Below are 21,886 nucleotides of genomic sequence, written 5' to 3' on the forward strand. Positions count from 1 at the left end.
GGCCCACCCCGCACCGTGGTACGGTTGCAACACAACGGCGCGGGGTGGAGCAGCTCGGTAGCTCGCTGGGCTCATAACCCAGAGGTCGCAGGTTCAAATCCTGTCCCCGCTACTGATCGCGAAGGCCCGGATCCTTTCAAGGATCCGGGCCTTCGCGCTGTGCGAACGCATGTGCCGACGAGGGTGACGGCCGTGGCGCCGGGGGGACTTGGTGAAACCGTGTTTCGCTTGTCTCTCTGTGGGCATGTCGACAAAACGCTGTAGAGACCTCACTGGCTGCGGTATACCAGGTGTACCCAGGTTGCAGGTGGTGCGACGATGGACGTTATGGGGGACAAGGCAACTCTGTTGGATACAGGGCGTTTTGTGCAGCCTTCCGACCGGGACGAGACCGGCGAGGGGGAGGCTGTCGACGAGGCACGCACACGGCTCGCCGCACAGGCCGGCGAAGTCGAGGCGATGAGTGTCCTCGGAGCGATGCTGCTGCGCCGCGGTGATCTCGACGGAGCCGAGCCCCTGCTGCGTGCCGCCACCGCCGAGGGCGACCGGGCCGCGGCCAACAACCTGGGCGTCCTCCTCCACCAGCGCGGATACACCGACGACGCCGCCGGCTGGTGGCGGATCGCGGCCGTCGCCGGTTCCGCCGCCGCCGCGCACGCGCTCGGCCGCTACCACCGCGAGCGCGGCGACGAACCCGCCGCCGAGTACTGGCTGCGCCAGTCCGCCGAGCAGGGCCACGCGCTCGGCGCGTACGCGCTCGCCGACCTGCTGGAGCACCGCGGGGACACCGCGGCCGAGCAGTGGATGCGGTCCGCCGCGGAGCGCGGGCACCGAGAGGCCGCGTACCGGCTGGCGCGCGCGCTCGACCGGCGGACGCCGTACGAGGACGAGTACGGGACCGGAGACGGTCACGGGGGCGGAGACCGGGACGGGATCACGGACGGGGTTCGGTACGGGCAGACGGCCGCGAGCAGGGTCGGTAGTCGCGGTGGGGACACGGCCGACGGTGGTGCCGGATCGGCCTCCGGAGGAGCCCCGGTCCCCGGCGACGAAGCCGAGCAGTGGTACCGGCAGGCCGCCGCGCGTGGGCATCAGCGGGCCGCGCTGCAACTCGGGGCGATCCTGGAGAAGCGGGGCGAGCTCAAGGAGGCCGGGCGCTGGTATCTGACGTCCGCCAAGGACGGCGAGGCCCGCGCCGCCTGCGCGCTCGGGTTCCTGCTGCGCGACGCCGGCGACACCGAGAGCGCCGCCGTGTGGTGGCTGCGCGCCGCCCAGGACGGCGACGGCAACGCGGCCAACGCGCTGGGCGCGCTGCACGCCGAGCGCGGCGAGACCCAGACCGCCGAGCGCTGGTACCGGGCCGCGATGGACGCCGGTGACGTGAACGGCGCGTACAACCTCGGGCTGCTCTGCGCCGAGCAGGCGCGTACCGCGCAGGCCGAGCAGTGGTACCGGCGCGCGGCCTACGCCGGACACCGCGAGGCGGCCAACGCGCTCGCCGTGCTGTTGCTCCAGGGCGGTGACGCGACCGGTGCGGAGCCGTGGTTCTCCAAGGCCGCGGAGGCCGGCAGCGTGGACGCGGCCTTCAACCTCGGGATTCTCTTCGCCGGGCGCGGCGAGGAGACGGTCGCGCTGCCCTGGTACGAGCGGGCCGCCGCCGCCGGGCACACGGAGGCGGCGCTCCAGGTCGGGATCGCGCGGCTGCGGGACGGCGACGAGCGGGAGGCCGAACGGCATCTGCGGTGCGCCGCCGGCGGGGGGAGCCCGGAGGCGGCGTACCGGCTGGCCTCGGTGCTCGACGCGCGGCGGCCGCCGACGCCCGCGCACGAGCTGGGTGAGCAGGTGCACGAGAAGACCGAGTGCGAGGAGTGGTACGAGCGGGCGGCCTCCCAGGGGCACCGGCGTGCGCAGGTGCGGGTCGGGATGCTGTCCGCCGCGCGCGGGGACGTCGTCGAGGCGGCCCGGTGGTACCGGGAGGCGGCCGAGGCCGGGTCGCGCAACGGGGCCTTCAATCTTGGGCTGTTGCTGGCCCGGGAGGGGAGTGAGCCGGAGGCGGCGGTGTGGTGGGCGCGGGCCGCTGACGCGGGGCATGGGCGGGCTGCGTTGCGGCTGGCCCTGGTGTACGCGCGTCGGGGGGAGCTGGCGGAGGGGCAGCGGTGGGCCGATCGGGCCGTGTCCCTTGGGCCCGCTGAGGTGTCGGAGCGGGCGGCTCGGTTGCGGGACGCGTTGCGGCAGGAGCTGACGGCGTAGGGGGTGGGTTTCTCGCCCCCGCCGCCCCTGCCCGTCCCGTCCCTGGGGGCTGCGCCCCCAGACCCCCGCTTCGGCCTGGACGGCCTCGTCCTCAAACGCCGGACGGGCTGACCACAGCTGACCTGGGCTGATAAGTGATTTGCTTCTTGCTGCACCGCTGACGTACGGTTACAACACAACGGCGCGGGGTGGAGCAGCTCGGTAGCTCGCTGGGCTCATAACCCAGAGGTCGCAGGTTCAAATCCTGTCCCCGCTACTAAGGCCGAGGGCCGGAATCCAGATCATGGATTCCGGCCCTCGGTGTTTCTACTGCTGGTGGCCCACCGCCTCCTCGTACAGCGAGCGGTCCACGGTCCGTGACTCCGGGAGCGCGGCCCCCTTCGACACCCCCGCCGCCTTGTACGCGGCCTGCAACCGTGTCGTCGTCCCGGCGCGGATCTCCCAGTCCATGGTGAGCGACGGCGTCGACTTCAGGACCGTCTCGTCCGTCTTCAGGAGCTTCGCCAGGTACGCGACGAAGGCCGGGTCGCTCTTGTAGTCGCCCGCGAAGTACGTGTTCACCGTGCGGATGTAGGCCCGGAGGAGGGCCACGCCGGCGTCCACGTCGTCGTGCAGGAGGCTGCGGCCGTACAGCATGCCGCCCAGGGGCTCGCCGAGGGGCTGGCCGCCCAGGAAGGCGTACGCGGGGTTGCCGTCGACCTTGCGCCAGACCGGGTCCAGGAGCCACGCGGAGTCGACGCCACCGTTCTGGAGGGCGGTGAGGACGTCGGCCGAACCGAGCTGCTGGTACTGGATCTTGTCGAGGCCGCCGCCGTGGGTCGCGAGGGCCTTCTCCATGGGGTACGCGATCACCGAGCCCTTGCCGATCATCGTGCCCATCCTGCGGCCCGCCATCCGGACGTCCGCAGCCGCCTCGCCCTTCTTCAGCTTCACCCACAGACCGCTCTTCGACCTGGGGTCGGGCGAGAAGTTCCCGGCGACCCACTTGATGTCGAAGCCGCCCTCGACGCCGTTCATGACGGCCGCCTCCGGGGCCGCCCACATCGCGTCGATGTCGCCCTTCGCGAGGAGGGGCAGCGCGTCCGGGGTCGGCAGCACCTTGAGCGTGACGTCCAGGCCCTCCTTCTTGAACTCGCCCTTGTCCAGGGCGACTTCGAGCGGGGCGACATACTCCGCGCTCAGTGTTCCGGTCGCGATCGTCACCTTCCGGGTCTCGGGGAGGGGCTGCGCGGAGGGGGCGAGCGGCAGACAGCGGGCCGGGACGCGGGTGGGGGAGAGGTCCGCCGGGTCCGTCCAGGACGACTTGCCGCAGCCCTCCACGGACTTGACGGTGCGGTTGCCCACGGTCGCGCCCGAACTCCCGGAGTCGTCCGAGTACTTCGACGAGCAGCCCGCCGACACCAGCACCGCCGTCACGACGACCACCACACCGTACGCACGCCGTCTCACGACTGCCCCCGTCCACGGTCCCGCGGTGCCCACGGTGTGAGCAACCGGCCTGCCACACGCACCAGTTCGGAGAAGACGACCCCCAGGACCGCGACGCAGACGATGCCGACGAACATCACGTCGTTCTCGAACAGCGCGCGGGAGTCGAAGATCAGATGGCCCAGGCCGTCCGTCGCGGCGATCTGTTCCGAGGCGACGATGACCAGGACGGCCACGCCCGCCGCGATCCGCGCGCCCACCAGGACCGCGGGGAGGGAGGCGGGGAGCAGGACATGGCGGAACATCTGCCACGGGCTCGCGCCGAAGACCTGGCCCGCGTCGCGGTGGCCGGAGGGGATCGCGACGACCGCCGACATCGTCGAGATCCACACGAAGAAGAACACCGTGGCGGCCACCAGGGCCAGTTGGGGGCCCTCGCCCAGGCCGAACATGTTCAGGAAGACCGGCAGCAGGGCCAGTTTCGGTACGACGTACAGGGCGTCCAACAGCGGTTCCAGCGCGGCCCGTACGAGCGAGAGCGAGCCCATCAGCAGGCCCAGGGCGTAGCCGACCGCCGTGCCGATCGCGTAGCCGCCCAGCACGCGCCGGGTGGTGGCCCACACGTCCGGCCACAGCTCGCCGGCGGTGGCACGGTCCCAGCCGTCGGAGAGGATCGTGGAAGGGGCCGGGTAGACGCGGGGGTCGATCCAGCCCTGGGTGGCGGCCAGTTGCCACCAGAGGATGAGGGCGAGGGGTACGGCCACGGCGAGGGAGAGTTCCAGTGCGCGCCGGCGACGGTGGGTGCGTACGGGGTGGAGTTCGTGCGGGCCGGGGCGGCGGACCAGGACCGATTCCTCGCGGTCGGTGGCGACTGTCGTCATACGGGCATCACCGCCTCCTTGCGCAGCAGCTCCCACAACTCGCTCTTCAGGGCGGTGAATTCGGGAGTGTCGCGGATGTCGCCGGTGCGGGGGCGCGGGAACGGCGGACGGTGTTCGGCGATGATCCGGCCCGGGCGCGCGGACATCACCAGCACACGGTCACCGAGCACGAGCGCCTCCTCCAGGCTGTGCGTGATGAAGAGAGTGGTCGTGTGCAACGCCTGGGTGAGATCGAGGAGTTCGTCCTGGAGGATCGTCCGGAGCTGGGCGTCCAGGGCTGCGAACGGCTCGTCCATCAACAGGAGTTCGGGTTCTACGGCGAGTGCGCGGGCGATCGCGACACGTTGCCGCATGCCGCCGGAGAGGGTCGCGGGGTAGGCGCGCGCGAAGTCGGCGAGGCCCATGCGGGTCAGCCACTCGTCCGCACGGGCGTTGGCCTCGCGGCGCGGGACGCGCTGGATGTCCAGGCCGAAACGGACGTTGGCGCGGACCGACTTCCAGTCGTAGATGCCGTAGTCCTGGAAGATCATGGCCGCCGGGCGGGGGCTGGACGTGCGGATCTCCAGGGTGCCCGTGCTGGGGCGCAGGAGCCCTGCGGCGATGCGCAGCAGGGTGGATTTTCCGCAGCCGGACGGACCGACCAGGCAGACGAACTCGCCCCGGGCGACGGTGAGTTCGACCGGGCCGAGGGCGTGGACCTGGTGGGGCGGGCGGCCGAAGGTTCGGGTCAGGCGGGTGGCGTGGAGTTTGGGGTGCGGGTCTCCCACGGTTGCTCCTTGCGGAGGGCGGTACGGCTGTCTGCACGGGTGGGGGATGGTGCCGCACGACGATATGACGGACCGTCAGATTCGGGAAGCCTGTAGGCAGCACAAAGCCCCGGCATCCGTCCGTGCCGAACGGATGCCGGGGCCCTGCGGAAGGAACTTGCTACGCGCTCGCGCAGTTCGGGCACAGTCCGCGGTACGTCACCTCGACGTCCGAGACCGTGAAGCCGAAGCGCTCCGAGTCGGGGAGGTCGGCGAGGGGGTTGCCGCCCGGGTGGACGTCACGGATCTGGCCGCAGTTGGCGCAGACCAGGTGGTGGTGCGGGCTGTGCGCGTTCGGGTCGTAGCGCTTGGCGCGCTTGTCCGTGGCGACTTCGAGGACCTCGCCGAGGGAGACCAGCTCGCCGAGGGTGTTGTAGACCGTCGCCCGGGAGATCTCGGGCAGCTTGGCCACAGCGCGGGAGTGGACCTCGTCGGCGGTCAGGTGGACGTGGTCGCCGTCGAGCACTTCGGCCACGACGCGCCGCTGTGCGGTCATCCGCCATCCGCGTCCGCGCAGCCGCTCCAGAAGGTCACTCATACAGGCCAGCCTAACAGCAACGTGACCAGTTCCCGAATAGGTGTGACTTTGGAGGACTGCTGGACTTGGACTGGATCCAACCGGGATCGGCGCGGCCGTCAGGCCGGTATCCGTGCGGCCATCGGGCCGGTATCCGTGCGGCCGTCAGGCCGGTACCTGCTGCCGTGCGGGCGCCCAGCAGCGGATGATGTCGCGGACCGAGACGATGCCGGCGGGCTCGGCGCGGTCGAGGACGATGAGATGGCGGAAGCCGCCGTGGGCCATCGCGCTCGCCGCGTCCTCCAGGGTCCAGGCCGGGGTGGCGAACACGACGTCGGTGGTGGTGTGGGCGTGGGCGCGCTCGGTGTCCGGGTTCTGGCCCTTGCCGAGCGAGTTGAGGATGTCCCGTTCGGTGAGGATGCCGATGCCGCCGGCGTCCGGGTCGAGAACCACGGCCGCGCCGACGTGGCGCGAGGACATCAGGGCGGCTGCCTGGCGGAGGGTGTGGGCGGGGCCGATGGTGAGAACCACCGTGCTCATGGCGTCGCGGACCAACATGGGATGAGGCCACCTCCTAGGGAATCCGGATGAGCTAGTTCCCGGATTCACAAGTTCACAAGTGGGGGGACTCTCAGAGTCGCAGGTAAAGCACGGGTCAACAAGAGGGCGTGCGGGGCCGGTTGGGGGCGTGTGCGGGCGTCTCGTGGTGCTCAGTAGCGCATGTATTGAACCGCCCCTTCGGTGGGGTGCGGCATCGGCCTGCATGCCACCGGGGACCTGCGCCAGGGCGGTTGTCCTGGGTCGTCGTTGGTCGTTGCTGGCTCCCCTCGGACGGCCCGCAGACGGCCCGAGGGGAGCCAGCGTTGGCCGGGAGCGCGGTGGTTGGGCAGCATCGTTGTTGCAGGGCAGGACCGATCAACCCGGGCGCGAGTGACCGCCTTGTCATTGGTTGTTCACGGGTTGGTGACGGTTCTGTCGGTGCTGTGACTCGTGAGCCTGGGTGAAGGCATCGTGATCTGCATGACACCGCAACGTCGAATGTGGCTGTGGATCGCGGCAGCCCTGTGTGGGCTGGTCTCGGTTGGGCTCGGCATCTACTTCATCAAGGTCGGAATGGATCAAGCCAGTGAACTTGCTGGAATTATCGGCCTGTTTGTTTCTATCGCTGGATTGGCTACTTCAATCTACTCCATCACTCAGGCGGGCTCGGCGCATCGAGCTTCGCGGACTGGAAATGTCCAAATGACTCAGAGTAGTGGGAATAATTCAACCAACATTCAGTCCGCCGGTGACGTGAATATTGGCGACAGTAATACGCTGGGGGGCCGCTAGTTGACCTGGCTTCGCCAGAAGGCGGGAAATAATTCGCAGCTTGTCCAGGCTGATACTGTGAATAATAACTACGGCATTAGCGTCGCGGATGCGGAGCATATTTGCCTTAGGCTCATAGAGGAGAAGTTTGCTACCCATTCTCAGGAGGCTTACGCAATTGCGAAAGGGCGATTTGAGGAGTTCGCTTTCAATTATCTCAAATCTCTCATGGAGAGAAATCCGTTAGCCGTCGAGAATTTGAGTGACCCTGGCATTCAGTCTGCAATTCTGGCTGCTGAAGAAGGTTACGCGAAGTCGGGTGACACGGATCTTGGAGAGATTCTTGTAGAGATGCTAGTGCAGCGCACTTCGGAAACCAGGAGAGATGTCCGCCAACTGGCGCTCAATGAGGCCATTGATGCGGCTCAGAAGCTGGCGCCGAAGCATCTCGATGCACTGTCTGTTCTCTTTTTTCTCAGGAGGGTTCAAACTACGCCGCTGGATATCCCAGAGTTCTTCCGGGATATGAAGGATCTGATTGAGCCCCTCGCCGGGAGCTTCGCGAGTTTTACTGAGTCTGATGCCCAGTACTTGGAGGCGACTGGGTGTGCTGTGCAAACTATGGGGTCGGTTAGTTGGCCCTTGGCGATGAGGGAAAAATATCCAGGATACTTTCATAAAGGCATGCTCAGGGAGGAAACTCCGGCTGTGGTGGAAATCCTGGAGAAGGCTTCAAGTCCTGATGATCTATTTGTGCCGAGCCTGCATGACCCCGAGATGATCCGTGTAAACGCTATAACGAAAGATCAGGCGCGCGCATTGGCTCTGGCGTCAGGCCTTGATCGTGAATCCCTAGTGAACCTCATGTCGTCGTATCCGTTGCCCGATGAGGCGATTTTCGATCTACTTGTGAGAGAGGTCCCCAGTCTCTCCCGCGTGATCGAAAAATGGTCGATAGTAGGTCTCGAAACTCTCAATGTATCTCTTACGGGGATTGCCATCGGGCACGCCAATTTCAAAAGGGTCGCGGGGGATCTATTCAGTGCAGAGATCGATGCGTGGATCAATTAAGGTGACGGTATGGGATCTTCAACCGCGCCAGTCAGTTGATGATGTGCTTCCCTGCGTGGTCAACTTTTGTCGTAGAGGGAAGTGAGGGTGCGGTTCGGGTCGCAAAGCGGGTCATTTACGTGATCGGGGTATACCCCACCGCGAGCAGATGTGAGCTGGCAGCGAGCAACTCCGGATAGGGCTCAGCCATCCGGGCGGCGGCAATGGCGGAGGCGATCAGATCGTCGGTGGGTCCCTCGCCAGGTTGCTGTTCGACAGCCTTGACGAGTGACCATGCCGGGCCCTCGATCCCGAATACTTCCACCTGCGTAAGCCCTGCCTGGCGAAGCTCCTCGGCAAGTTCTTCTGCCCGATGGAAGTAGGCCAGGGTGAAGTGGGTCCCCTCATGCACTGCGGTGCGGAGAATCTTGGATACCGGCTCATGCATGCGCTCGGTGTGCAGGTGTGCGTACGCGACGTGCTCGAAAAGGGATGCGTAGCGGTTGATCGCTGCCGCAGCTACAAGCCCACCAGGCTTGACCACACGCCGCGCTTCGGCGAGCGCCCGCTGGCGGTCAGCGGCATCGGGCAGGTGATAGAGCGGGCCGAGTAGCTGAACCGCGTCGTAGCTGTCGTCGCTCGCATCTAGCGCCCGTGCGTCTCCAAGTGACGCTGCGCAGATGGCGGTTGCCTGCTCAACGTGGCGGGGGATGGGGTCCACCAAGGAGACTGTGTATCCGTCCTTGACCAACCACTCTGCATGCACGCCGGTCCCACCTCCGACGTCCAGCACACTCGCGGGCGCCGGCGGAAGGAACCGGCGTAGAAGCTCCTTGGTTCGGACCAGCTCAAGACGGCCGTCCGCTGAGCGATGCAGGCGCCTGCTCTCGTCCACGGTCTCGCCGTAGAAGCGCAGAACGGAAGGAGCCAATCCGAGATTCGACATATCGGCAGTATGCTGTGTACCGGTGGACCAGTCCAGCAAGGGGACGGCAAGAGAGGCAGTCATGGCGCTACTGAAGTACGAGGAGATTGCGGAGTCGCTTCGCGCCCGCATCGCCGCTGGCGAGTTCGCGCCAGGCGAGACCGTGCCATCCGGGCGTGACCTGGCAGAACAGTGGTCAGTCTCTCGTGCCACCGCTATCAAAGCGATGGACGTGCTGCGGAACGACGGCGTTGTCGTGGCTAAGCAAGGTACGGGCTTCGTGGTGACGCAGACGCCCGTTGCACGCCCGGCGGGTGCCCGGCGAGCGGGCTCCGCTCGTGTCGTCGGCGGCATGCCCTTCCTGCGTGTCGGTGAGCCGGATTGGGCAGAGCCGCCCGCGCGGGTGGCCGCAGTCCTGGGCATGGACTCGGGTGTGACGACGCTGCGGCGTATCCGGATTCACCAACTCCCTGACGGGAGCCCGCACAGCTATGCCGAAGCGTGGTTCCCTCCCGAGATTGCGGAGGCTTCCCCCCGGCTCGCGCAGACCGCACCTATTCCGGAAGGGACAACTCGATACGTCCGTCGTCAGACCGGCCGTTTCCCTGCGGAAGGGGTAGATGTGACAACGGTCCGCCTGGCGACCGAATCCGAAATCCACCATCTGGGTCTGTCCGGCGCAACGGCGGTTGCTGTGGTTCTGCACACCGCCTACGACCAAGAGGGCCGCCCGCTCGTGTGCGAGGAAGGTGTCACGCCCTCCCCTCACTTCGAACAGGTAGAGAGCTATGAGATGTAGTAGGCCAGAGTGACGTTTGAGGAAGCTGGACCGGTCCGCCGGTCCAGCTTTTTTCTTTCTTTTTGTGCCTCTGAACTGCACGGATAGTCAGTTCGCTGTGTGGGGTGGCGAGTTGGCGCTTGACTGGACCGGTCCACCGGTCCAGTCTATGGATGTGCCCGGAGGAAAGCCCGCAAGGGTGAGTACGAAGTGAGCGCGAATTGATTGAGAACTCAACAGTGTGCTTGAGGTAGTCGCCCCACCTCTGCAAGCAAGAGGGCGACGTGCGCGGGTCCTGTCCCGTGCGCGGTACAGCGCAACCCGACTTTCCGCAGCTCATCCGCTGTGGCCGGTTGCCTCCGCTGCTCGTCTCGTACGAGCAGCGCTGAGGGGAGCCGGAGGGGTTCCACACGAGTGCGGTCCCCCGGGATGCCACCCGAGGGACCGCGTACAGGCACCTGAGTTGGAGGCACCTGTGATCACCAGTCTGACAGACGCGGAGCGGGCGGAACTGGCCCGCAAGAACGGCGAGGCGAACAAGCGCAGCGCGGACAACGCCCGTGTACGGGGCGGCCGTTGATGGCCGACTCCGAGCACGACAAGACGAAGGAACCGCTCCCGCAGCGTCCCCGCGGGCCGCACCCCTACCTGTGGGTGAGCGCCTGCTGAACCATCGCCCCGGCATCCAGCCGTGAGGGCGCGGGGTCGACTCCCGCCCGGGGCGCGCACCCGATCCACCGGAACCGTTCACTCGACACGTCAGGAGTCCGCATGTCCGGCAGCAGCCACCGCTTCACCATCATGGCCGCCCGGGGTGGCCGCAAGTTGCAGTACGTCTGCTCGTGCGGCGCCCGGGGCTGGGAAACCAACAGCTACTCCAGCGCCCAGCAGATGGGCAACCAGCACGTCGCCCGGCGCAAGGCCAGGTAGCCCACGTTCGAGCACTGCCCCATCACTCAACGGCGCGCACCCCCGGAGCTGGAACTCCGGGGGTGCTGTTCGGGCCGTTGCACCTTCTAGGGAGACCACGACCCAATGAGCAACATCGTCACACTTCAGGACGCTGTTACCGCGTTCGCCGACTGGCGTGAGCCAACAGCCGCTGAGCTGACCGCGATTGAGCGGGAGATGCCCGTCATCCTGGCGGACGTCGACCTGCTGGACGCGCAGATCATCACCCTGGACCGCACCCCCAGCGAGCTGGACTCCCAGCGCATCCGCCGGGCCACGCGCCGCCTGCTCACCGCCCGCCGCGAGCACGCCAACCGCACCCCGGCCGCAACGCTGCCGGAGGTGGGGGCATGAACGACGACACCCGCGCGTTCCTCGCTGCCGTCCTGGCGGCCATCGACATTCCCTCACCTGCCCCCTACGGCGATCACGAAGCGTTCCGGCTCCTGCTGGAAGACCGCGTGCTGGACGCGGTCGTTGCTCTGACCGGGGCGCTCGGTGAGCCGCCGGCCTCCGGCTGGGGGCTCGGCTGGCACACCGACTACCTGCGCAAGCGGCTGGCGACGAAGCCACCGACCACCTACCGCCACGTCAACGCGGTCGGGGGTGCGTGATGGCCCGCCGGTTCAAGGACATGCAGACCCCGGAGCAGCAGTACGCGGCCCGGCAGGCTCCCGCACTGCGCCGGATGGCTCACGCCGCTGACCAGGAAGCGCAGAAGCACCAGATGACCGCCGACGTGTACGGGCGTCCGGGGCGCGACTACAGCGACCCGGGCAAGGCGCGGGGCGCGCAGCGTGAGGCGGACCGCCAGCGGGGCCGCCGCGATGGCCTGCGGGCCACGGCGGACCGCATGGAGAAGACCGCCGCCCCGAAGGAGAAGAAGCGGGGGTGGCTGTGGTGAACCTCAACCGCACAGGCCGCGCCGCCCTCGTCCTCGCCCTGGTCGGTGTGGTCGGAATGGCGTTCCGGGTGTCGTGGAACGCGCTGCGGGACATCGCCAACGCGATCGGCGCGGACCACACCGCTGCCACCCTCTACCCGTTCGTGGTCGACGGCCTGATGGCCCTCGCCCTCGTCGCCACCCTCGTCCTGGTCGGCGACGACCGGAAGTTCGCGCTGAAGGTGCTGGGCACCTACACCGCCGCCTCCCTGGTCCTCAACTACGTCCACGGCCTGGTCCCCGCCCTGCACGGCGCCACGGTCGACTGGGGACGCCTCGCCGACTGGGACCCTGCCAACTGGGCCCTGGTGCTGCTGGCGACGTCGCTTCCGGTCGGGTCGATCTACTTCGGCTCCGATCTGGTGGCGAAGGTGCTGCACCACCAGCCCGCCCCGATTCCGGCCCCGGTCGCGAATGCGGAGGAATCTACCGAGACCATAATGAAACGGTCTACGGCTGACCTGCCCGAATCGACCCCCGCGCCGATCATCCCGCCCGCTGTGGCGAACCCGGTACCAACGCCCGATCCGGTCGCCGTCGGGTTCCTGAAATCGGCTCTCCCGCTCAAGCCCGTACCCGCCCTCGGATCGACCCCGGTCAACCCGACCGGATCGGCTCCGAAGCGCACGGTCACGGTCGCGGCGACGTCGACCCGCCCGCGCGGGGCGACCGGCCGTGTCCCGGCCGTGGCCCGGTCGGCCCAACCGAAGCGGACACAGGCGCAGTTGCTCGATGAGGCCCGCACCGCGACGGCCGGTCTGCCGGACGCGAAGGTCACCGCCGAAGGGATCCGCCGCGCGATCCGCACATCGCCGGCCAATGCCCGGATGCTGCGCGACACCCTGCTCGCTGAACGGGCAGCGGCATGAACGGGCAGCAGCTCACGTTCTTCGGCTCTGAGCCGACGCTGCCCCCTGCCGTTCTCGGGTCCGCTGTGCTGTCCCACTGCGAGCGGTACCGCTACCGGCTCAGCCGCACGTGGGGCGACGGCCCGACCGCCGTGTTCGTCATGCTCAACCCCTCCACGGCAGACGGCCTGAAAGACGACGCCACCATCCGCCGCCTGGCCGGCCCGAACGGGTTCGCCCGGCACATGGGCGCGGGATCGCTGCTCGTCGTCAACCTGTACGCCTGGCGGGCCACCGACCCGAACGACCTGTGGACCGTTGACGATCCGGTCGGCCCGGACAACGACACCCACCTGCGCGCCGCCGCCAAGGCCGCCGCCGACTCGGGCGGTCCACTGGTCGGAGCATGGGGTGTCAACGCCAAGCCGGACCGGATAGCAGCCGTCCTTGCCCTGCCGGGAATGGACCGGCTGACGGCACTCGCGGTAACCAAGTCGGGCCAGCCGAAGCACCCGCTGTACCTGAAAACCACGCTCACCCCGCAACCGTGGGTCGACCGCACCAAGGCCGCCTGATGTCCGCCGCGTTCGGCAAGTGCTTCGACCCCAACGGCGCCCGCTACGGCATCCCCACCTTCCCCTGGAAGTACGCCCCCAGCGACGAGCAGTACGCCACCCGCCGCCAACTGCGGGCCCGTGGCCTGCGTCCGGGAGGTCAGCCGATAGCGGCGCAGGTCATGCGCATCAACCGCCGTGCCGACACGGTCCGCGTCGCCTACCTCTACCGGATCGACCTCGCGCTGCCGGTACGGCCGATGACCTCGCGGAAGTGGGGCGCCCTCGCCCTCGCGATGCTCGCCCGCCAAACGTGCCCCCTCTGCCAGGTCACCTACAGCTACTGCATGCCCCGCTCGCTCGGCTGCTGCGTGCTGTGCGCCTACCCCACCAACACCCCGACACAGGACGGGAGTTGAGCATGTCGAGGTCCGATATCCGCCGCCTTGAGCGCGCGATCGAGAAGGTTCAGAAGAAGCTGGAAGCCGTGCAGCGGGGCGAGTGGTGGCCCCTGACCGCCCGTGAACGCCTCGCCATGACACGCGCCCTGGCCAGCGGCGCCCACAGCGTCCACCGCGGGCGCAGCACCACCGGAGCCGAGAACCGGATGGAGTCGATCGACTCCTCGGTCACCGCCCGCCTGAACGCCGAACTGACCGCCCTCAACGCCGAGAAGCTGCGACTGATCACCGAAGCCGCCCGCGCCAAGGCCGCGAAGAAGGCGTCGGGGTGGTGGTGAGCAGGGACCGCCGTTGCCCCGCCGCCCACCCGCAGGACCCCACCCCCTGTGACGGACCGCCCGCAGTGACCGTGCTGGACGCGGCGGGCGCCAGCGCGGACGGATGCGAGCACCACGGCGCCCGCCTCCTCGCCTCCCTGGACCGGGGCCGCGTCCACGCCCTCCCGGATGCCCCCGCAGGTGCGGCGATCCGCGTGTTCACAGCCGCCGACACGACCCGCCCGTTCTGCTGGTTCGACGGCCCCCGCAGCGAGCCGTCCCAGCTCAGCCGTGCCGAGAACCGCACCCGGCACCAACGCTGACTCCCTCACTCTTCCCCGAACTCCCGCCCCCACCAGGGCAGTCAGGAGCAGTTCCCGCATGTCCGAGAACGTCGTACGACTCGTCAAGAATCCCCCGGCCGACGCCGTGCCGGAGGTGGCACCCACGGTGCTGACCGTGGTCCCCGACGCCCCGCCCCCGCCCCTGGTCCCGTTGTGGGTGCGCTCCGGGCGGGCCGTGAAGACCGTGGTCACGCACGAGAACACCACGTCCGCCGCCCGCGCCATCGCCCGCCACAGCCTCTACACCTTCAACGGCGGCCGGATCATCGTCCGCCGCACCTGGGACGGCAAGACCGGGGCCCGCTACGAACGCATGATGCGCACGGCGGAAGCCGCCGGGAACCTGGAAGCGGCCGAGGAGTGGGAGGACCGGTTGCAGCGCTTCCGCCAGGCCCGCCACCACCGCCGCATGGACCTCCTGCACTCCCCGGTCGAAGCGGCCAAGGGCGTCGGGGTCGGCGCCGCCATGAGCGTCGGGGCCCTGGTCGCGCTCGGCATCGTGATGGCCATCAACAACCACGACGTCCGCGACGTGATCACCCCGCTCAAAGCCACAGTCGAGTTCATCGCCACCCTGATCCGGATCGTGCAACTCGTCTGGCCCACCGCCATCGTCCTCGGTCCGCTGTTCACGCTGCTCGCCCTGTGGAGCGTGGGCAGCAAGCGCCAGGCCGCCCCGGCCTGGGCGCTTCCCGCAGGCGCCCGCACCGGGGAGGGCGAGCCGATCACCCCGTCGATCGTGGTCAAGGCACTGCGCGACCTCGGGGTGCCCGCGCTGCGCAACGCCATCAAGGACATGGGCGACGCCGGCGCCTCGATGCTGGGACCGATCCGGATCGCCGGGTGCGGAGTCGAGGTCGACGTCACCCTGCCCTCCGGGGTCTCCACGATCGAGGTCCAGCAACGCCGCCGCAAGCTCGCGGAGAACCTGTCGCGGCACGAGCACGAGGTGTTCATCACCATCCCCGAAGCCGCCCGTACGGTCCGCCTGTGGGTCGCCGACTCGGGGGCGCTGGACGAGCCGATCGGCCCGTCTCCCCTGGTCACCGACGAGACGATGACCGCCGACTACGCCAAGGGCCGCGCCCCCTGGGGCCAGGACCTGCGCGGCGATGCCGCCGCGCTGTCGCTGTACCAGCGCCACCTCCTGATCACGGGGTTGTCGAACCAGGGCAAGACCGTCGCCCTGCGCTCCCTCGCCCTGTGGCTCGCACTGGACAAGTCGGTGCGGTTCCTGATGGGCGACCTCAAGGGCGTCGGCGACTGGAACATGTTCGACGGCCTCGCCGACACCCTCATCCAGGGGCCGACCGACGAGCACGTCATCCAGGTGACCGAGATGGTCGAAGGCGCCGTGGACGAGATGAACCGGCGCCTGATGGCTGCGCCCGGCACGGTGTTCCCCGCGCTGATTGTGCTGGTGGACGAGGCGCAGGTGGCGTTCATGTGCCCGCTCAAGGACGAGGACGGCCGCTATTACGGCGGATCGAAGGCCACCTCCCGCTACTTCATGGCCGTCCGCAAGATCCACAACCAGGGCCGTGCCGTGAACGTGCTGATGTGGCAGGGCACCCAGGACCCCACCGACCAGAACCTCCCCAAACTCGTCCGCGAGGGCGCCCACACCCGCGCTTCGCTCGCACTGGGCACCGAATCGCAGGCCCGGATGGCGCTGGGGGACAAGGCCGTCGACGGCGGCGCCGCGCCGAACCTGCTGCGCCCCGGCCTGGACCAGGGAACCCTGGTCGTCGCGTCCTCCGGGATCGACATCCCCAAGGGCCAGTCGTCCCTGACCGTGCGCACCCACTACGTGGACGACGACGCGGCCGTGGCCATCACCGAGCGGGCGAAAGCCCTGCGCGACGGGGTCAGCACGCTGACCGTGATCGAGCGGGGCGAGGACCGTGACCCGCTCGCGGACATCGCGTCGGTGGTCGGTGACGCCTCTCGGGTGCTGACTCAGGACGTGCTGAAGCGGCTCGCCGCGCTGAACGCGGACGCCTACGGCAAGTGGTCCTTCCTCGACCTCAAGCGCGTTCTTGAGGGCACCGGAGCCGAGCCCTACAAGTCGGACGGCCGCATGGTCGTGGGCCGTGACCGCGTCCTGCGCGCCCTCGCCGACCGCGACGCCTACATCCCCGGCGAGGGTTCCGCTTCCGCCGACGGATGACAGGGAGCCACACCCGCCCGGGGCAGGGAGTCAGGGAGAAGTCCCTGACTCCCTCCCTGACTCGCCTCCCTGCCACTGACCTGCACTGATGATCAGTCAGGGAGGCAGGGAGGACCCGCAGGCCAGTCCCCGAAACCCCCCTCCACATGCCCCCGGCACGGGGGTGTGCCTGCCTCCCTGAGCCATGTTTGGAAGGGATTCCGCATGCACCCCGACACCACCCCCGGCACCACCCCGCCGGACGCCGTGATGAGCGACACCGACGCGGCCGTTGAGGCCGCCCGGCTCATCGCCGACGCCTACCGGCCCGCCCCCGAGACGCCGACCGCCTACCGCGACACCAGCCCCGTCCCGGCCCGCGGCGACGCCCCTCCCGTCGCGCAGCCCGGACGGCCCCCGATGAGCCAGGGCGCCACCGACGCCAGCGTCCTCATGCTCGCCGGGGCCACCGCAACCACGATGGTCGGCGGCACCGCGGCCGTCCTCATGTACGTCTCCCAGTACGCCGACCCGCTCGTGTGCGGCCTGGTCTTCGGGGCACCCACCGCCCTACTTCTCGCCCTCGCCCGCCTCATGCGCCGCACGGGCGAGGCCGTACCCGCCACCCATCACCACCACTACAGCGGCCCCATCACGCAGGAACACACGACCACCCACACGCGCGGACTCTTCGCCCGCACCCACAACGACCACCGCAGCCGGTAGGAGCCCCCCTGTGATGCGACTCCGTCTCAAGGTCATCGGCTGGCCCCGCCGGGCCCTGGCTCTGACCGACACCCCCGACCCCCACTGTCCCGACTGCCAGGGCGAGGGCGCCATCGAGTTCGACTACGGCGACCCCGAGACCGGCGAGTACGACGGCACCGACTCGGAACCCTGCCCCTGCTGGAACGACACCCGCCGCATGGTCCTGCTGCCCCTGCCCCGACGTCCCCGCCTGCTGCGCCGCCGACCCGACGGCCGCGACCCGTGGGCCCCTGACGGCTACAGCAACGAACCGCCCTTCTAGCTGCGCCAAGGGCGGCCCCCCTCATCTCGTCAAAGATCACGGGGCCGCCCTTGTCAGCCAGTCACCTGCCAGGGAACTGGAGACATCCAGCATGACCCATGACCCCCGGTCCGCGCTGCTCCACGCAGCACTGGAAGCCGCCGCCCGCGGCTGGCACGTCTTCCCCCTCCGGCCCGGCACCAAGCGCCCCGCCCTGCACGGCGAGACCGCCTGCCCCCGCACCGGAGCCTGCACGGACGGGCACCGCAAGTGGGAGCAGCGCGCCACCACCGATCCCGACCGTATCCATGCGGCCTGGTCGCGGGCCCCGTTCAACGTCGGCATCGCCACCGGACCCTCCGGCCTGCTCGTCGTCGACCTCGACATGCCCAAGCCCAACGGCAAGAGCGGCAAGGGCAGTTCGGACGCGCCTGACGGCGCGGCAACCTTTACAGCGCTCTGCGAGCGCGCCGGGCAGGCCGTCCCCGACACCTGCCGAGTGCGGACCGCGAGCGGCGGACAGCACCTGTACTTCACCGCCCCCGCCGGACTCCGACTGTCCAACACGGCAGGAACCATCGGGGAGTTGATCGACACCCGAGCATGGGGCGGCTACGTCGTCGCCGCGGGCAGCATCACCCCCGCCGGAGCCTACGAAGCCATCAGCGGCCCTGTAACGGCCCCGGTGCCCGAATGGCTGCAAACCATCCTGAAACCCTCCCCCGGGCGCCCTACGGGCCCGCTGAGGCTCCCTGCGGTCGACGGGAGCCGCGCGGCCCTGTCCGCACTCGAAGCCGAGTGCACCGCCGTGTCCGCGGCACCGGACAAGCAGCGCAACACCACACTCAACCGGTCCGCCTTCAAAGTGGGGCGCTTCGTCGCATGGGGCGACGTCCCCCGGTACGTGGTGGAAGCCGCCTTCCAATGGGAGGGGGAAGCCCGCGGACTCACCGCTGCCGAGTGCCGCGCCACGATCCGCAGCGCCCTGGACAGCTCCATCCGCAAAGCCCGGCCCCGGGACGCGGCATGAACGCCCCCCGACCCTCCCCCTTGGAAGGCCAACCCCCCGCGAACCGGACGCAGGCCGCCGAACTCGCCTCACCACGACAGGACTTAGGCGACCCGAAGGGCGTCGCCGAAGGCGTCCCCACTGCTCTTCGCCCTGACCCGCCACGGGGCGGCGGCCGCTACCCCGTCGCCTGGCTGACCATCAGCACCCCCTACAGGGCCACCCCCATCGCCACCTCCACCTGCCTGTGCGGCAGGGACCGCCGGGCATCCGGCGAACGGCATGTACTCGCCCTCATTGCCGACCACGCCGACCACCGCGACACCTGCCCCCTCCGCGCTCCCCAGGAAGGGAGGACGGCCGCATGACCAACCACCCCGAGACCGCAACCGAGGAACTCCCCCCGCCCTCCAACCCGCTCGCCGTGGCCCGCCGACTGCTGCCGGACTGGCAGAGCGAGGAGGGACAGCTCATCTGCCGGCGCTGGCGCGCCTCATGGATGCGCTGGACGGGCACCTGCTGGCGCGAGATCGACGAAGCGCAGGTACGCGCGGCCATGTACACCCGCCTCGAACACGTCGTCTACCTGGCCCCGGTCAAAGACGGAGAGTTCGAGGAACGCGACTGGGCACCCACGAAGCAGAAGATCAGCAACCTTCTCGACGCGCTGGGCGCCATCACCCTGCTGCCCACCGAGACCGACGCCCCCACATGGATCGAGGGCGGGGACGCGGCGGGCAGCGGCCCGATGGTCGCATGTGAGAACGGCCTGCTCCGGATCGAAGACCGCGCCCTGCTGCCGCACGGGCCCGGCTTCTTCAACCTGGTCTCCGTCCCCTTCGCCTACGACCCGGCCGCAAGGGCACCGACATGGGAACATTTCCTGGCGCAGATCTGGCCCGAGGACCCCGACGCCATCGCCGCTCTTCAGGAGTGGTTCGGCTACGTCCTCTCCGGCCGGACCGACCAACAGAAGATCCTGCTCGTCGTCGGCCCCTCCCGCTCCGGCAAGGGCACCATCGCCCGCGTCCTCAAAGAGCTGGTCGGCAAGGAGAATCTCGCCGGACCCACCCTCGCCGGACTCGGCACGAACTTCGGCCTGTCCACCCTGATCGGCAAACCCCTCGCGGTCATCTCCGACGCCCGCCTCTCCGGCAACGACAACAGCCAAGTCGTAGAACGGCTGTTGACCATCTCCGGTGAGGACACCATCGACATCGACCGCAAGTACCGCGCGGTGTGGACCGGCAAACTGCCGACCCGGCTGGTGATCCTCTCCAACGAGCTGCCGCACTTCGGCGACTCCTCAGGCGTGATCGCCCGCCGCTTCGTGCTCCTCAACATGCGGGTGTCGTGGCTGGGCAAGGAAGACCCCACCCTCTTCGACCGGCTCACAGCCGAGATGCCCGGCATCCTCAACTGGGCCCTGGAAGGCCTCGCCCGCCTCCAGCGCACAGGACGGATCACCGAACCGGTATCCAGCCGCGAGGCCGTCACCACCATGCAGGACACCGCCTCCCCCACCAGCGCGTTCGTCCGCGAACGCTGCACCACCGGACCCACACGCAGCGTCCCCGTAGACGCCCTGTGGACGGTCTGGCGCGAGTGGGCCGAAGACAACGGCGTCCGCGCCGGCACCAAGCAAGTCTTCGGCCGAAACCTGCTCTCCGTCGTCCCCCAACTCAACCGCACCCGCCCCCGCGACGCCTACGGCCAACAGGTGGCCACCTACAGCGGGATCACGCTCAACCAGCGCGAACCACATCTGCCTGAGTCGTGACTCATCGCGACTCAAAGCCTGCCCAACACGCTCTGAGTCGCGATGAGTCACGACTCAGAGCAATGTGATTCGAACCTGTGGAGGACGCAGTGAGCACACCCGCTATCCTCCGGGGCGGTCTTCCCGACCGATACCTCACCCCGGACGACATCGCCGGGATGTTCGAGGTACCCATCGAGACCGTCTACCAGTGGCGCAAGAAGCGCACTGGACCGCCCGGATTCCGCATCGGCAAGCACCTGCGCTACGACCCCGCCGACGTCCGCGCCTACGTCATCGAACGCAAAGGCGCCGACCAGGCCGCCGCCTGACGCAGCCGCACAACTCAAAGCCCCGGGGAGGGCCACACCGTGGCCCTCCCTTCCCATGCCCAGAAGGGAACACCCCCGCATGGCAGGCCACATCCAAGACCGCTGGTACAAAGCCGAAACCGATGCCAACGGCAAGACCGCCCGCGTCAAAAGCGACCGCTACGGGACCGGACTGCGCTACCGTGCCCGCTACATCGGCCCTGACAGCACCGAGAAGTCCAAGAGCTTCGCTGATGGACAGAAGCGCGTCGCCGAGAAGTGGCTGTCTCAGATCGAGGCGGACATGACACGCGGTCAGTACATCGACCCGCGCGCCGGGCGCCTGACGGTACGGCAGCACGCGGAACGGTGGCTGGCGTCGCTGACCATCGACCCAGGCACCTTCGTGAGCACAGAGCAGCGCGTGCGCCTGCACGTAGTGCCGCACTTGGGCAGTCGGTCGCTCGACTCGCTGAAGCCGATTCACGTTCGTGAGTGGCTGCGGAAGCTTCAGGATGGCGGGGTGGCGCCTGCCTATCAGCGGGTGATCTTCGCCAACCTCAATGCGATGTTGGGGGCGGCCGTCGACGACCGCTTGATCTCGCACAACCCCTGCCGTTCATCGTCGGTGAAAGCGCCCAAGCTGGAACCCCGCCGGATCGTGCCGTGGAGGCCTGAGCGTGTGCTGGCCATGCGTTCGGCACTGCCGGAGGGGTACCGGGGGATGGTGGACCTGGCCGGCGGATGCGGCATGCGGCAGGGCGAAGTGCTCGGTCTGGCCGTTGACGATGTGGACTTCGTGGAAGGGGTCGTTCACGTCGTGCGACAGGTCAAGCTCATCGCCGGTAAGCAGGTATTCGCCTTGCCCAAGGGAGGCAAGACACGCACTGTCCCTCTGCCGGAGAGCGTCGCGCGCTCGCTTGAGGACCACATCGCGAAGCACCCGCCGACGGCCGTATCGCTGCCGTGGCGGTCGGTCGACGGGCCGCCGGTGACCGCCTCCCTGCTCTTCACCAACATTGGAGAGCGCGCGGTCAACCGCGTCGTCTTCAACCGCCTGGCATGGCGCCCCGCCCTCGACACCGTGGGCGTGCCGCGCGGCAGGGAGAACGGCATGCACGCGCTGAGGCACTTCTACGCGTCCGTTCTGCTGGACGCGGGGGAGAACATCAAGGCTCTGTCCGAGTACCTGGGTCACCACGACCCGGGCTTCACGCTGCGGACGTACACGCACCTGATGCCGAGCAGTGAGAAGCGCACACGGGAGGCGGTGAACGGCGTGTTCGAGGACGGCCCGAAGGCGGATGACGGCCCCACCACGGCCCAGGGGTCTTAGGGGAGGGGG

The 21,886-nt window shown here is 68.7% G+C and carries 26 protein-coding genes and 2 tRNA genes; 22 read left to right on the forward strand and 6 right to left on the reverse strand.

Annotated features, from left to right (window positions below; genetic code table 11):
- The first annotated feature begins 38 nt into the window (after positions 1 to 38).
- The 3 genes from ACWIHT_RS08300 to ACWIHT_RS08310 all read left to right on the forward strand — a co-directional run bounded on the left by ACWIHT_RS08300 (position 39) and on the right by ACWIHT_RS08310 (position 2,506).
- Positions 39 to 112 (forward strand) — tRNA-Met (locus ACWIHT_RS08300).
- Between the two features lie 206 nt (positions 113 to 318).
- Positions 319 to 2,250 carry a sel1 repeat family protein gene (locus ACWIHT_RS08305; protein WP_456165665.1) on the forward strand — a complete coding sequence of 644 codons (1,932 nt, stop codon included), beginning with the start codon at positions 319 to 321 and terminating at the stop codon, positions 2,248 to 2,250.
- Positions 2,251 to 2,432: 182 nt separating this feature from the next.
- Positions 2,433 to 2,506: transfer RNA gene (locus ACWIHT_RS08310), tRNA-Met, on the forward strand.
- 50 nt (positions 2,507 to 2,556) lie between these two features.
- Here ACWIHT_RS08310 and ACWIHT_RS08315 read toward each other — a convergent pair.
- The 5 genes from ACWIHT_RS08315 to ACWIHT_RS08335 form a co-directional block, all read right to left on the reverse strand.
- The gene (locus tag ACWIHT_RS08315) at positions 2,557 to 3,699 is read right to left on the reverse strand and encodes an ABC transporter substrate-binding protein (RefSeq protein WP_456165667.1); all 1,143 of its coding nucleotides are present in this window, start codon (positions 3,697 to 3,699) and stop codon (positions 2,557 to 2,559) included.
- Positions 3,696 to 4,559 (reverse strand): ABC transporter permease, encoded by an 864-nt coding sequence (locus ACWIHT_RS08320; RefSeq protein ID WP_456165669.1) that lies wholly within the window; start codon positions 4,557 to 4,559, stop codon positions 3,696 to 3,698. The genes ACWIHT_RS08315 and ACWIHT_RS08320 overlap by 4 nt, the downstream gene beginning before the upstream one ends.
- Positions 4,556 to 5,326: an ABC transporter ATP-binding protein gene (locus ACWIHT_RS08325; RefSeq protein ID WP_456165671.1), complete on the reverse strand. Its 771-nt coding sequence runs from the start codon at positions 5,324 to 5,326 to the stop codon at positions 4,556 to 4,558. The genes ACWIHT_RS08320 and ACWIHT_RS08325 overlap by 4 nt, the downstream gene beginning before the upstream one ends.
- A gap of 160 nt (positions 5,327 to 5,486) precedes the next feature.
- Positions 5,487 to 5,903 carry a Fur family transcriptional regulator gene (locus ACWIHT_RS08330; RefSeq protein ID WP_200689012.1) on the reverse strand — a complete coding sequence of 139 codons (417 nt, stop codon included), beginning with the start codon at positions 5,901 to 5,903 and terminating at the stop codon, positions 5,487 to 5,489.
- A 144-nt stretch (positions 5,904 to 6,047) separates the two neighbouring features.
- Entirely contained in the window at positions 6,048 to 6,440 is a 393-nt protein-coding gene (locus ACWIHT_RS08335; protein WP_456165673.1) for a CBS domain-containing protein, read from the reverse strand.
- Positions 6,441 to 6,872: 432 nt separating this feature from the next.
- Between ACWIHT_RS08335 and ACWIHT_RS08340 the strand changes: the two genes are divergently transcribed.
- Positions 6,873 to 7,214: a hypothetical protein gene (locus ACWIHT_RS08340; protein WP_456165675.1), complete on the forward strand. Its 342-nt coding sequence runs from the start codon at positions 6,873 to 6,875 to the stop codon at positions 7,212 to 7,214.
- Positions 7,215 to 8,264: an LPO_1073/Vpar_1526 family protein gene (locus ACWIHT_RS08345; protein WP_456165677.1), complete on the forward strand. Its 1,050-nt coding sequence runs from the start codon at positions 7,215 to 7,217 to the stop codon at positions 8,262 to 8,264. It abuts the gene before it with no gap.
- A gap of 115 nt (positions 8,265 to 8,379) precedes the next feature.
- Here the strand turns inward: ACWIHT_RS08345 and ACWIHT_RS08350 are convergent, their stop codons facing one another.
- Positions 8,380 to 9,189, reverse strand: a complete 810-nt coding sequence (locus tag ACWIHT_RS08350) for a class I SAM-dependent methyltransferase (RefSeq protein ID WP_456166029.1) — start codon at positions 9,187 to 9,189, stop codon at positions 8,380 to 8,382.
- Positions 9,190 to 9,250: 61 nt separating this feature from the next.
- Between ACWIHT_RS08350 and ACWIHT_RS08355 the strand changes: the two genes are divergently transcribed.
- From ACWIHT_RS08355 to ACWIHT_RS08435, 17 genes are all read left to right on the forward strand, one after another.
- The gene (locus tag ACWIHT_RS08355) at positions 9,251 to 9,967 is read left to right on the forward strand and encodes a GntR family transcriptional regulator (RefSeq protein WP_456165679.1); all 717 of its coding nucleotides are present in this window, start codon (positions 9,251 to 9,253) and stop codon (positions 9,965 to 9,967) included.
- Positions 9,968 to 10,717: 750 nt separating this feature from the next.
- Positions 10,718 to 10,876 (forward strand): hypothetical protein, encoded by a 159-nt coding sequence (locus tag ACWIHT_RS08360; protein WP_456165681.1) that lies wholly within the window; start codon positions 10,718 to 10,720, stop codon positions 10,874 to 10,876.
- Positions 10,877 to 10,981: 105 nt separating this feature from the next.
- Positions 10,982 to 11,251 carry a DUF6284 family protein gene (locus ACWIHT_RS08365; RefSeq protein WP_456165683.1) on the forward strand — a complete coding sequence of 90 codons (270 nt, stop codon included), beginning with the start codon at positions 10,982 to 10,984 and terminating at the stop codon, positions 11,249 to 11,251.
- Positions 11,248 to 11,511: a hypothetical protein gene (locus ACWIHT_RS08370; RefSeq protein WP_456165685.1), complete on the forward strand. Its 264-nt coding sequence runs from the start codon at positions 11,248 to 11,250 to the stop codon at positions 11,509 to 11,511. Before ACWIHT_RS08365 ends, ACWIHT_RS08370 begins: the two co-directional genes overlap by 4 nt.
- Positions 11,511 to 11,801, forward strand: coding sequence for a hypothetical protein (locus ACWIHT_RS08375; RefSeq protein WP_456165687.1), 291 nt, complete (start codon positions 11,511 to 11,513; stop codon positions 11,799 to 11,801). Before ACWIHT_RS08370 ends, ACWIHT_RS08375 begins: the two co-directional genes overlap by 1 nt.
- A complete protein-coding gene (locus ACWIHT_RS08380; RefSeq protein WP_456166031.1) occupies positions 11,798 to 12,709 on the forward strand; it encodes a DUF2637 domain-containing protein in 912 nt (303 codons plus the stop codon). Before ACWIHT_RS08375 ends, ACWIHT_RS08380 begins: the two co-directional genes overlap by 4 nt.
- Complete coding sequence (locus tag ACWIHT_RS08385; RefSeq protein WP_456165689.1) at positions 12,706 to 13,263, forward strand: DUF1643 domain-containing protein; 558 nt, start codon at positions 12,706 to 12,708, stop codon at positions 13,261 to 13,263. The genes ACWIHT_RS08380 and ACWIHT_RS08385 overlap by 4 nt, the downstream gene beginning before the upstream one ends.
- Positions 13,263 to 13,661 carry an RRQRL motif-containing zinc-binding protein gene (locus ACWIHT_RS08390; RefSeq protein ID WP_456165691.1) on the forward strand — a complete coding sequence of 133 codons (399 nt, stop codon included), beginning with the start codon at positions 13,263 to 13,265 and terminating at the stop codon, positions 13,659 to 13,661. The genes ACWIHT_RS08385 and ACWIHT_RS08390 overlap by 1 nt, the downstream gene beginning before the upstream one ends.
- Before the next feature lie 2 nt (positions 13,662 to 13,663).
- Complete coding sequence (locus tag ACWIHT_RS08395) at positions 13,664 to 13,981, forward strand: hypothetical protein (RefSeq protein ID WP_456165693.1); 318 nt, start codon at positions 13,664 to 13,666, stop codon at positions 13,979 to 13,981.
- Positions 13,982 to 14,046: 65 nt separating this feature from the next.
- Positions 14,047 to 14,283, forward strand: a complete 237-nt coding sequence (locus tag ACWIHT_RS08400) for a hypothetical protein (protein WP_456165694.1) — start codon at positions 14,047 to 14,049, stop codon at positions 14,281 to 14,283.
- Between the two features lie 58 nt (positions 14,284 to 14,341).
- Positions 14,342 to 16,474: an FtsK/SpoIIIE domain-containing protein gene (locus tag ACWIHT_RS08405; protein ID WP_456165696.1), complete on the forward strand. Its 2,133-nt coding sequence runs from the start codon at positions 14,342 to 14,344 to the stop codon at positions 16,472 to 16,474.
- 204 nt (positions 16,475 to 16,678) lie between these two features.
- Positions 16,679 to 17,179, forward strand: coding sequence for a hypothetical protein (locus tag ACWIHT_RS08410; protein WP_456165698.1), 501 nt, complete (start codon positions 16,679 to 16,681; stop codon positions 17,177 to 17,179).
- Between the two features lie 10 nt (positions 17,180 to 17,189).
- Complete coding sequence (locus ACWIHT_RS08415) at positions 17,190 to 17,483, forward strand: hypothetical protein (RefSeq protein ID WP_456165700.1); 294 nt, start codon at positions 17,190 to 17,192, stop codon at positions 17,481 to 17,483.
- A gap of 91 nt (positions 17,484 to 17,574) precedes the next feature.
- Complete coding sequence (locus ACWIHT_RS08420) at positions 17,575 to 18,492, forward strand: bifunctional DNA primase/polymerase (protein WP_456165701.1); 918 nt, start codon at positions 17,575 to 17,577, stop codon at positions 18,490 to 18,492.
- A gap of 343 nt (positions 18,493 to 18,835) precedes the next feature.
- Positions 18,836 to 20,251 carry a DNA primase family protein gene (locus ACWIHT_RS08425; RefSeq protein ID WP_456165703.1) on the forward strand — a complete coding sequence of 472 codons (1,416 nt, stop codon included), beginning with the start codon at positions 18,836 to 18,838 and terminating at the stop codon, positions 20,249 to 20,251.
- 89 nt (positions 20,252 to 20,340) lie between these two features.
- Positions 20,341 to 20,562 carry a helix-turn-helix transcriptional regulator gene (locus tag ACWIHT_RS08430; RefSeq protein WP_456165705.1) on the forward strand — a complete coding sequence of 74 codons (222 nt, stop codon included), beginning with the start codon at positions 20,341 to 20,343 and terminating at the stop codon, positions 20,560 to 20,562.
- Positions 20,563 to 20,641: 79 nt separating this feature from the next.
- Positions 20,642 to 21,877 (forward strand): tyrosine-type recombinase/integrase, encoded by a 1,236-nt coding sequence (locus tag ACWIHT_RS08435; protein WP_456165707.1) that lies wholly within the window; start codon positions 20,642 to 20,644, stop codon positions 21,875 to 21,877.
- Positions 21,878 to 21,886 lie beyond the last annotated feature (9 nt).

Source organism: Streptomyces sp. NPDC002276, from assembly GCF_053891435.1.

What these genes read in the sequence shown, in the direction of transcription:
- ACWIHT_RS08405 (WP_456165696.1), top strand. Translation starts at nt 14,342, where the DNA reads ATGTCCGAGAACGTCGTACGACTCGTCAAGAATCCCCCGGCCGACGCC.
- ACWIHT_RS08425 (WP_456165703.1), top strand. Translation starts at nt 18,836, where the DNA reads ATGACCAACCACCCCGAGACCGCAACCGAGGAACTCCCCCCGCCCTCC.
- ACWIHT_RS08330 (WP_200689012.1), bottom strand. Translation starts at nt 5,903, where the DNA reads ATGAGTGACCTTCTGGAGCGGCTGCGCGGACGCGGATGGCGGATGACC.
- ACWIHT_RS08305 (WP_456165665.1), top strand. Translation starts at nt 319, where the DNA reads ATGGACGTTATGGGGGACAAGGCAACTCTGTTGGATACAGGGCGTTTT.
- ACWIHT_RS08390 (WP_456165691.1), top strand. Translation starts at nt 13,263, where the DNA reads ATGTCCGCCGCGTTCGGCAAGTGCTTCGACCCCAACGGCGCCCGCTAC.
- ACWIHT_RS08420 (WP_456165701.1), top strand. Translation starts at nt 17,575, where the DNA reads ATGACCCATGACCCCCGGTCCGCGCTGCTCCACGCAGCACTGGAAGCC.
- ACWIHT_RS08365 (WP_456165683.1), top strand. Translation starts at nt 10,982, where the DNA reads ATGAGCAACATCGTCACACTTCAGGACGCTGTTACCGCGTTCGCCGAC.
- ACWIHT_RS08355 (WP_456165679.1), top strand. Translation starts at nt 9,251, where the DNA reads ATGGCGCTACTGAAGTACGAGGAGATTGCGGAGTCGCTTCGCGCCCGC.
- ACWIHT_RS08410 (WP_456165698.1), top strand. Translation starts at nt 16,679, where the DNA reads ATGCACCCCGACACCACCCCCGGCACCACCCCGCCGGACGCCGTGATG.
- ACWIHT_RS08385 (WP_456165689.1), top strand. Translation starts at nt 12,706, where the DNA reads ATGAACGGGCAGCAGCTCACGTTCTTCGGCTCTGAGCCGACGCTGCCC.
- ACWIHT_RS08350 (WP_456166029.1), bottom strand. Translation starts at nt 9,189, where the DNA reads ATGTCGAATCTCGGATTGGCTCCTTCCGTTCTGCGCTTCTACGGCGAG.
- ACWIHT_RS08370 (WP_456165685.1), top strand. Translation starts at nt 11,248, where the DNA reads ATGAACGACGACACCCGCGCGTTCCTCGCTGCCGTCCTGGCGGCCATC.
- ACWIHT_RS08435 (WP_456165707.1), top strand. Translation starts at nt 20,642, where the DNA reads ATGGCAGGCCACATCCAAGACCGCTGGTACAAAGCCGAAACCGATGCC.
- ACWIHT_RS08320 (WP_456165669.1), bottom strand. Translation starts at nt 4,559, where the DNA reads ATGACGACAGTCGCCACCGACCGCGAGGAATCGGTCCTGGTCCGCCGC.
- ACWIHT_RS08335 (WP_456165673.1), bottom strand. Translation starts at nt 6,440, where the DNA reads ATGTTGGTCCGCGACGCCATGAGCACGGTGGTTCTCACCATCGGCCCC.
- ACWIHT_RS08360 (WP_456165681.1), top strand. Translation starts at nt 10,718, where the DNA reads ATGTCCGGCAGCAGCCACCGCTTCACCATCATGGCCGCCCGGGGTGGC.
- ACWIHT_RS08375 (WP_456165687.1), top strand. Translation starts at nt 11,511, where the DNA reads ATGGCCCGCCGGTTCAAGGACATGCAGACCCCGGAGCAGCAGTACGCG.
- ACWIHT_RS08395 (WP_456165693.1), top strand. Translation starts at nt 13,664, where the DNA reads ATGTCGAGGTCCGATATCCGCCGCCTTGAGCGCGCGATCGAGAAGGTT.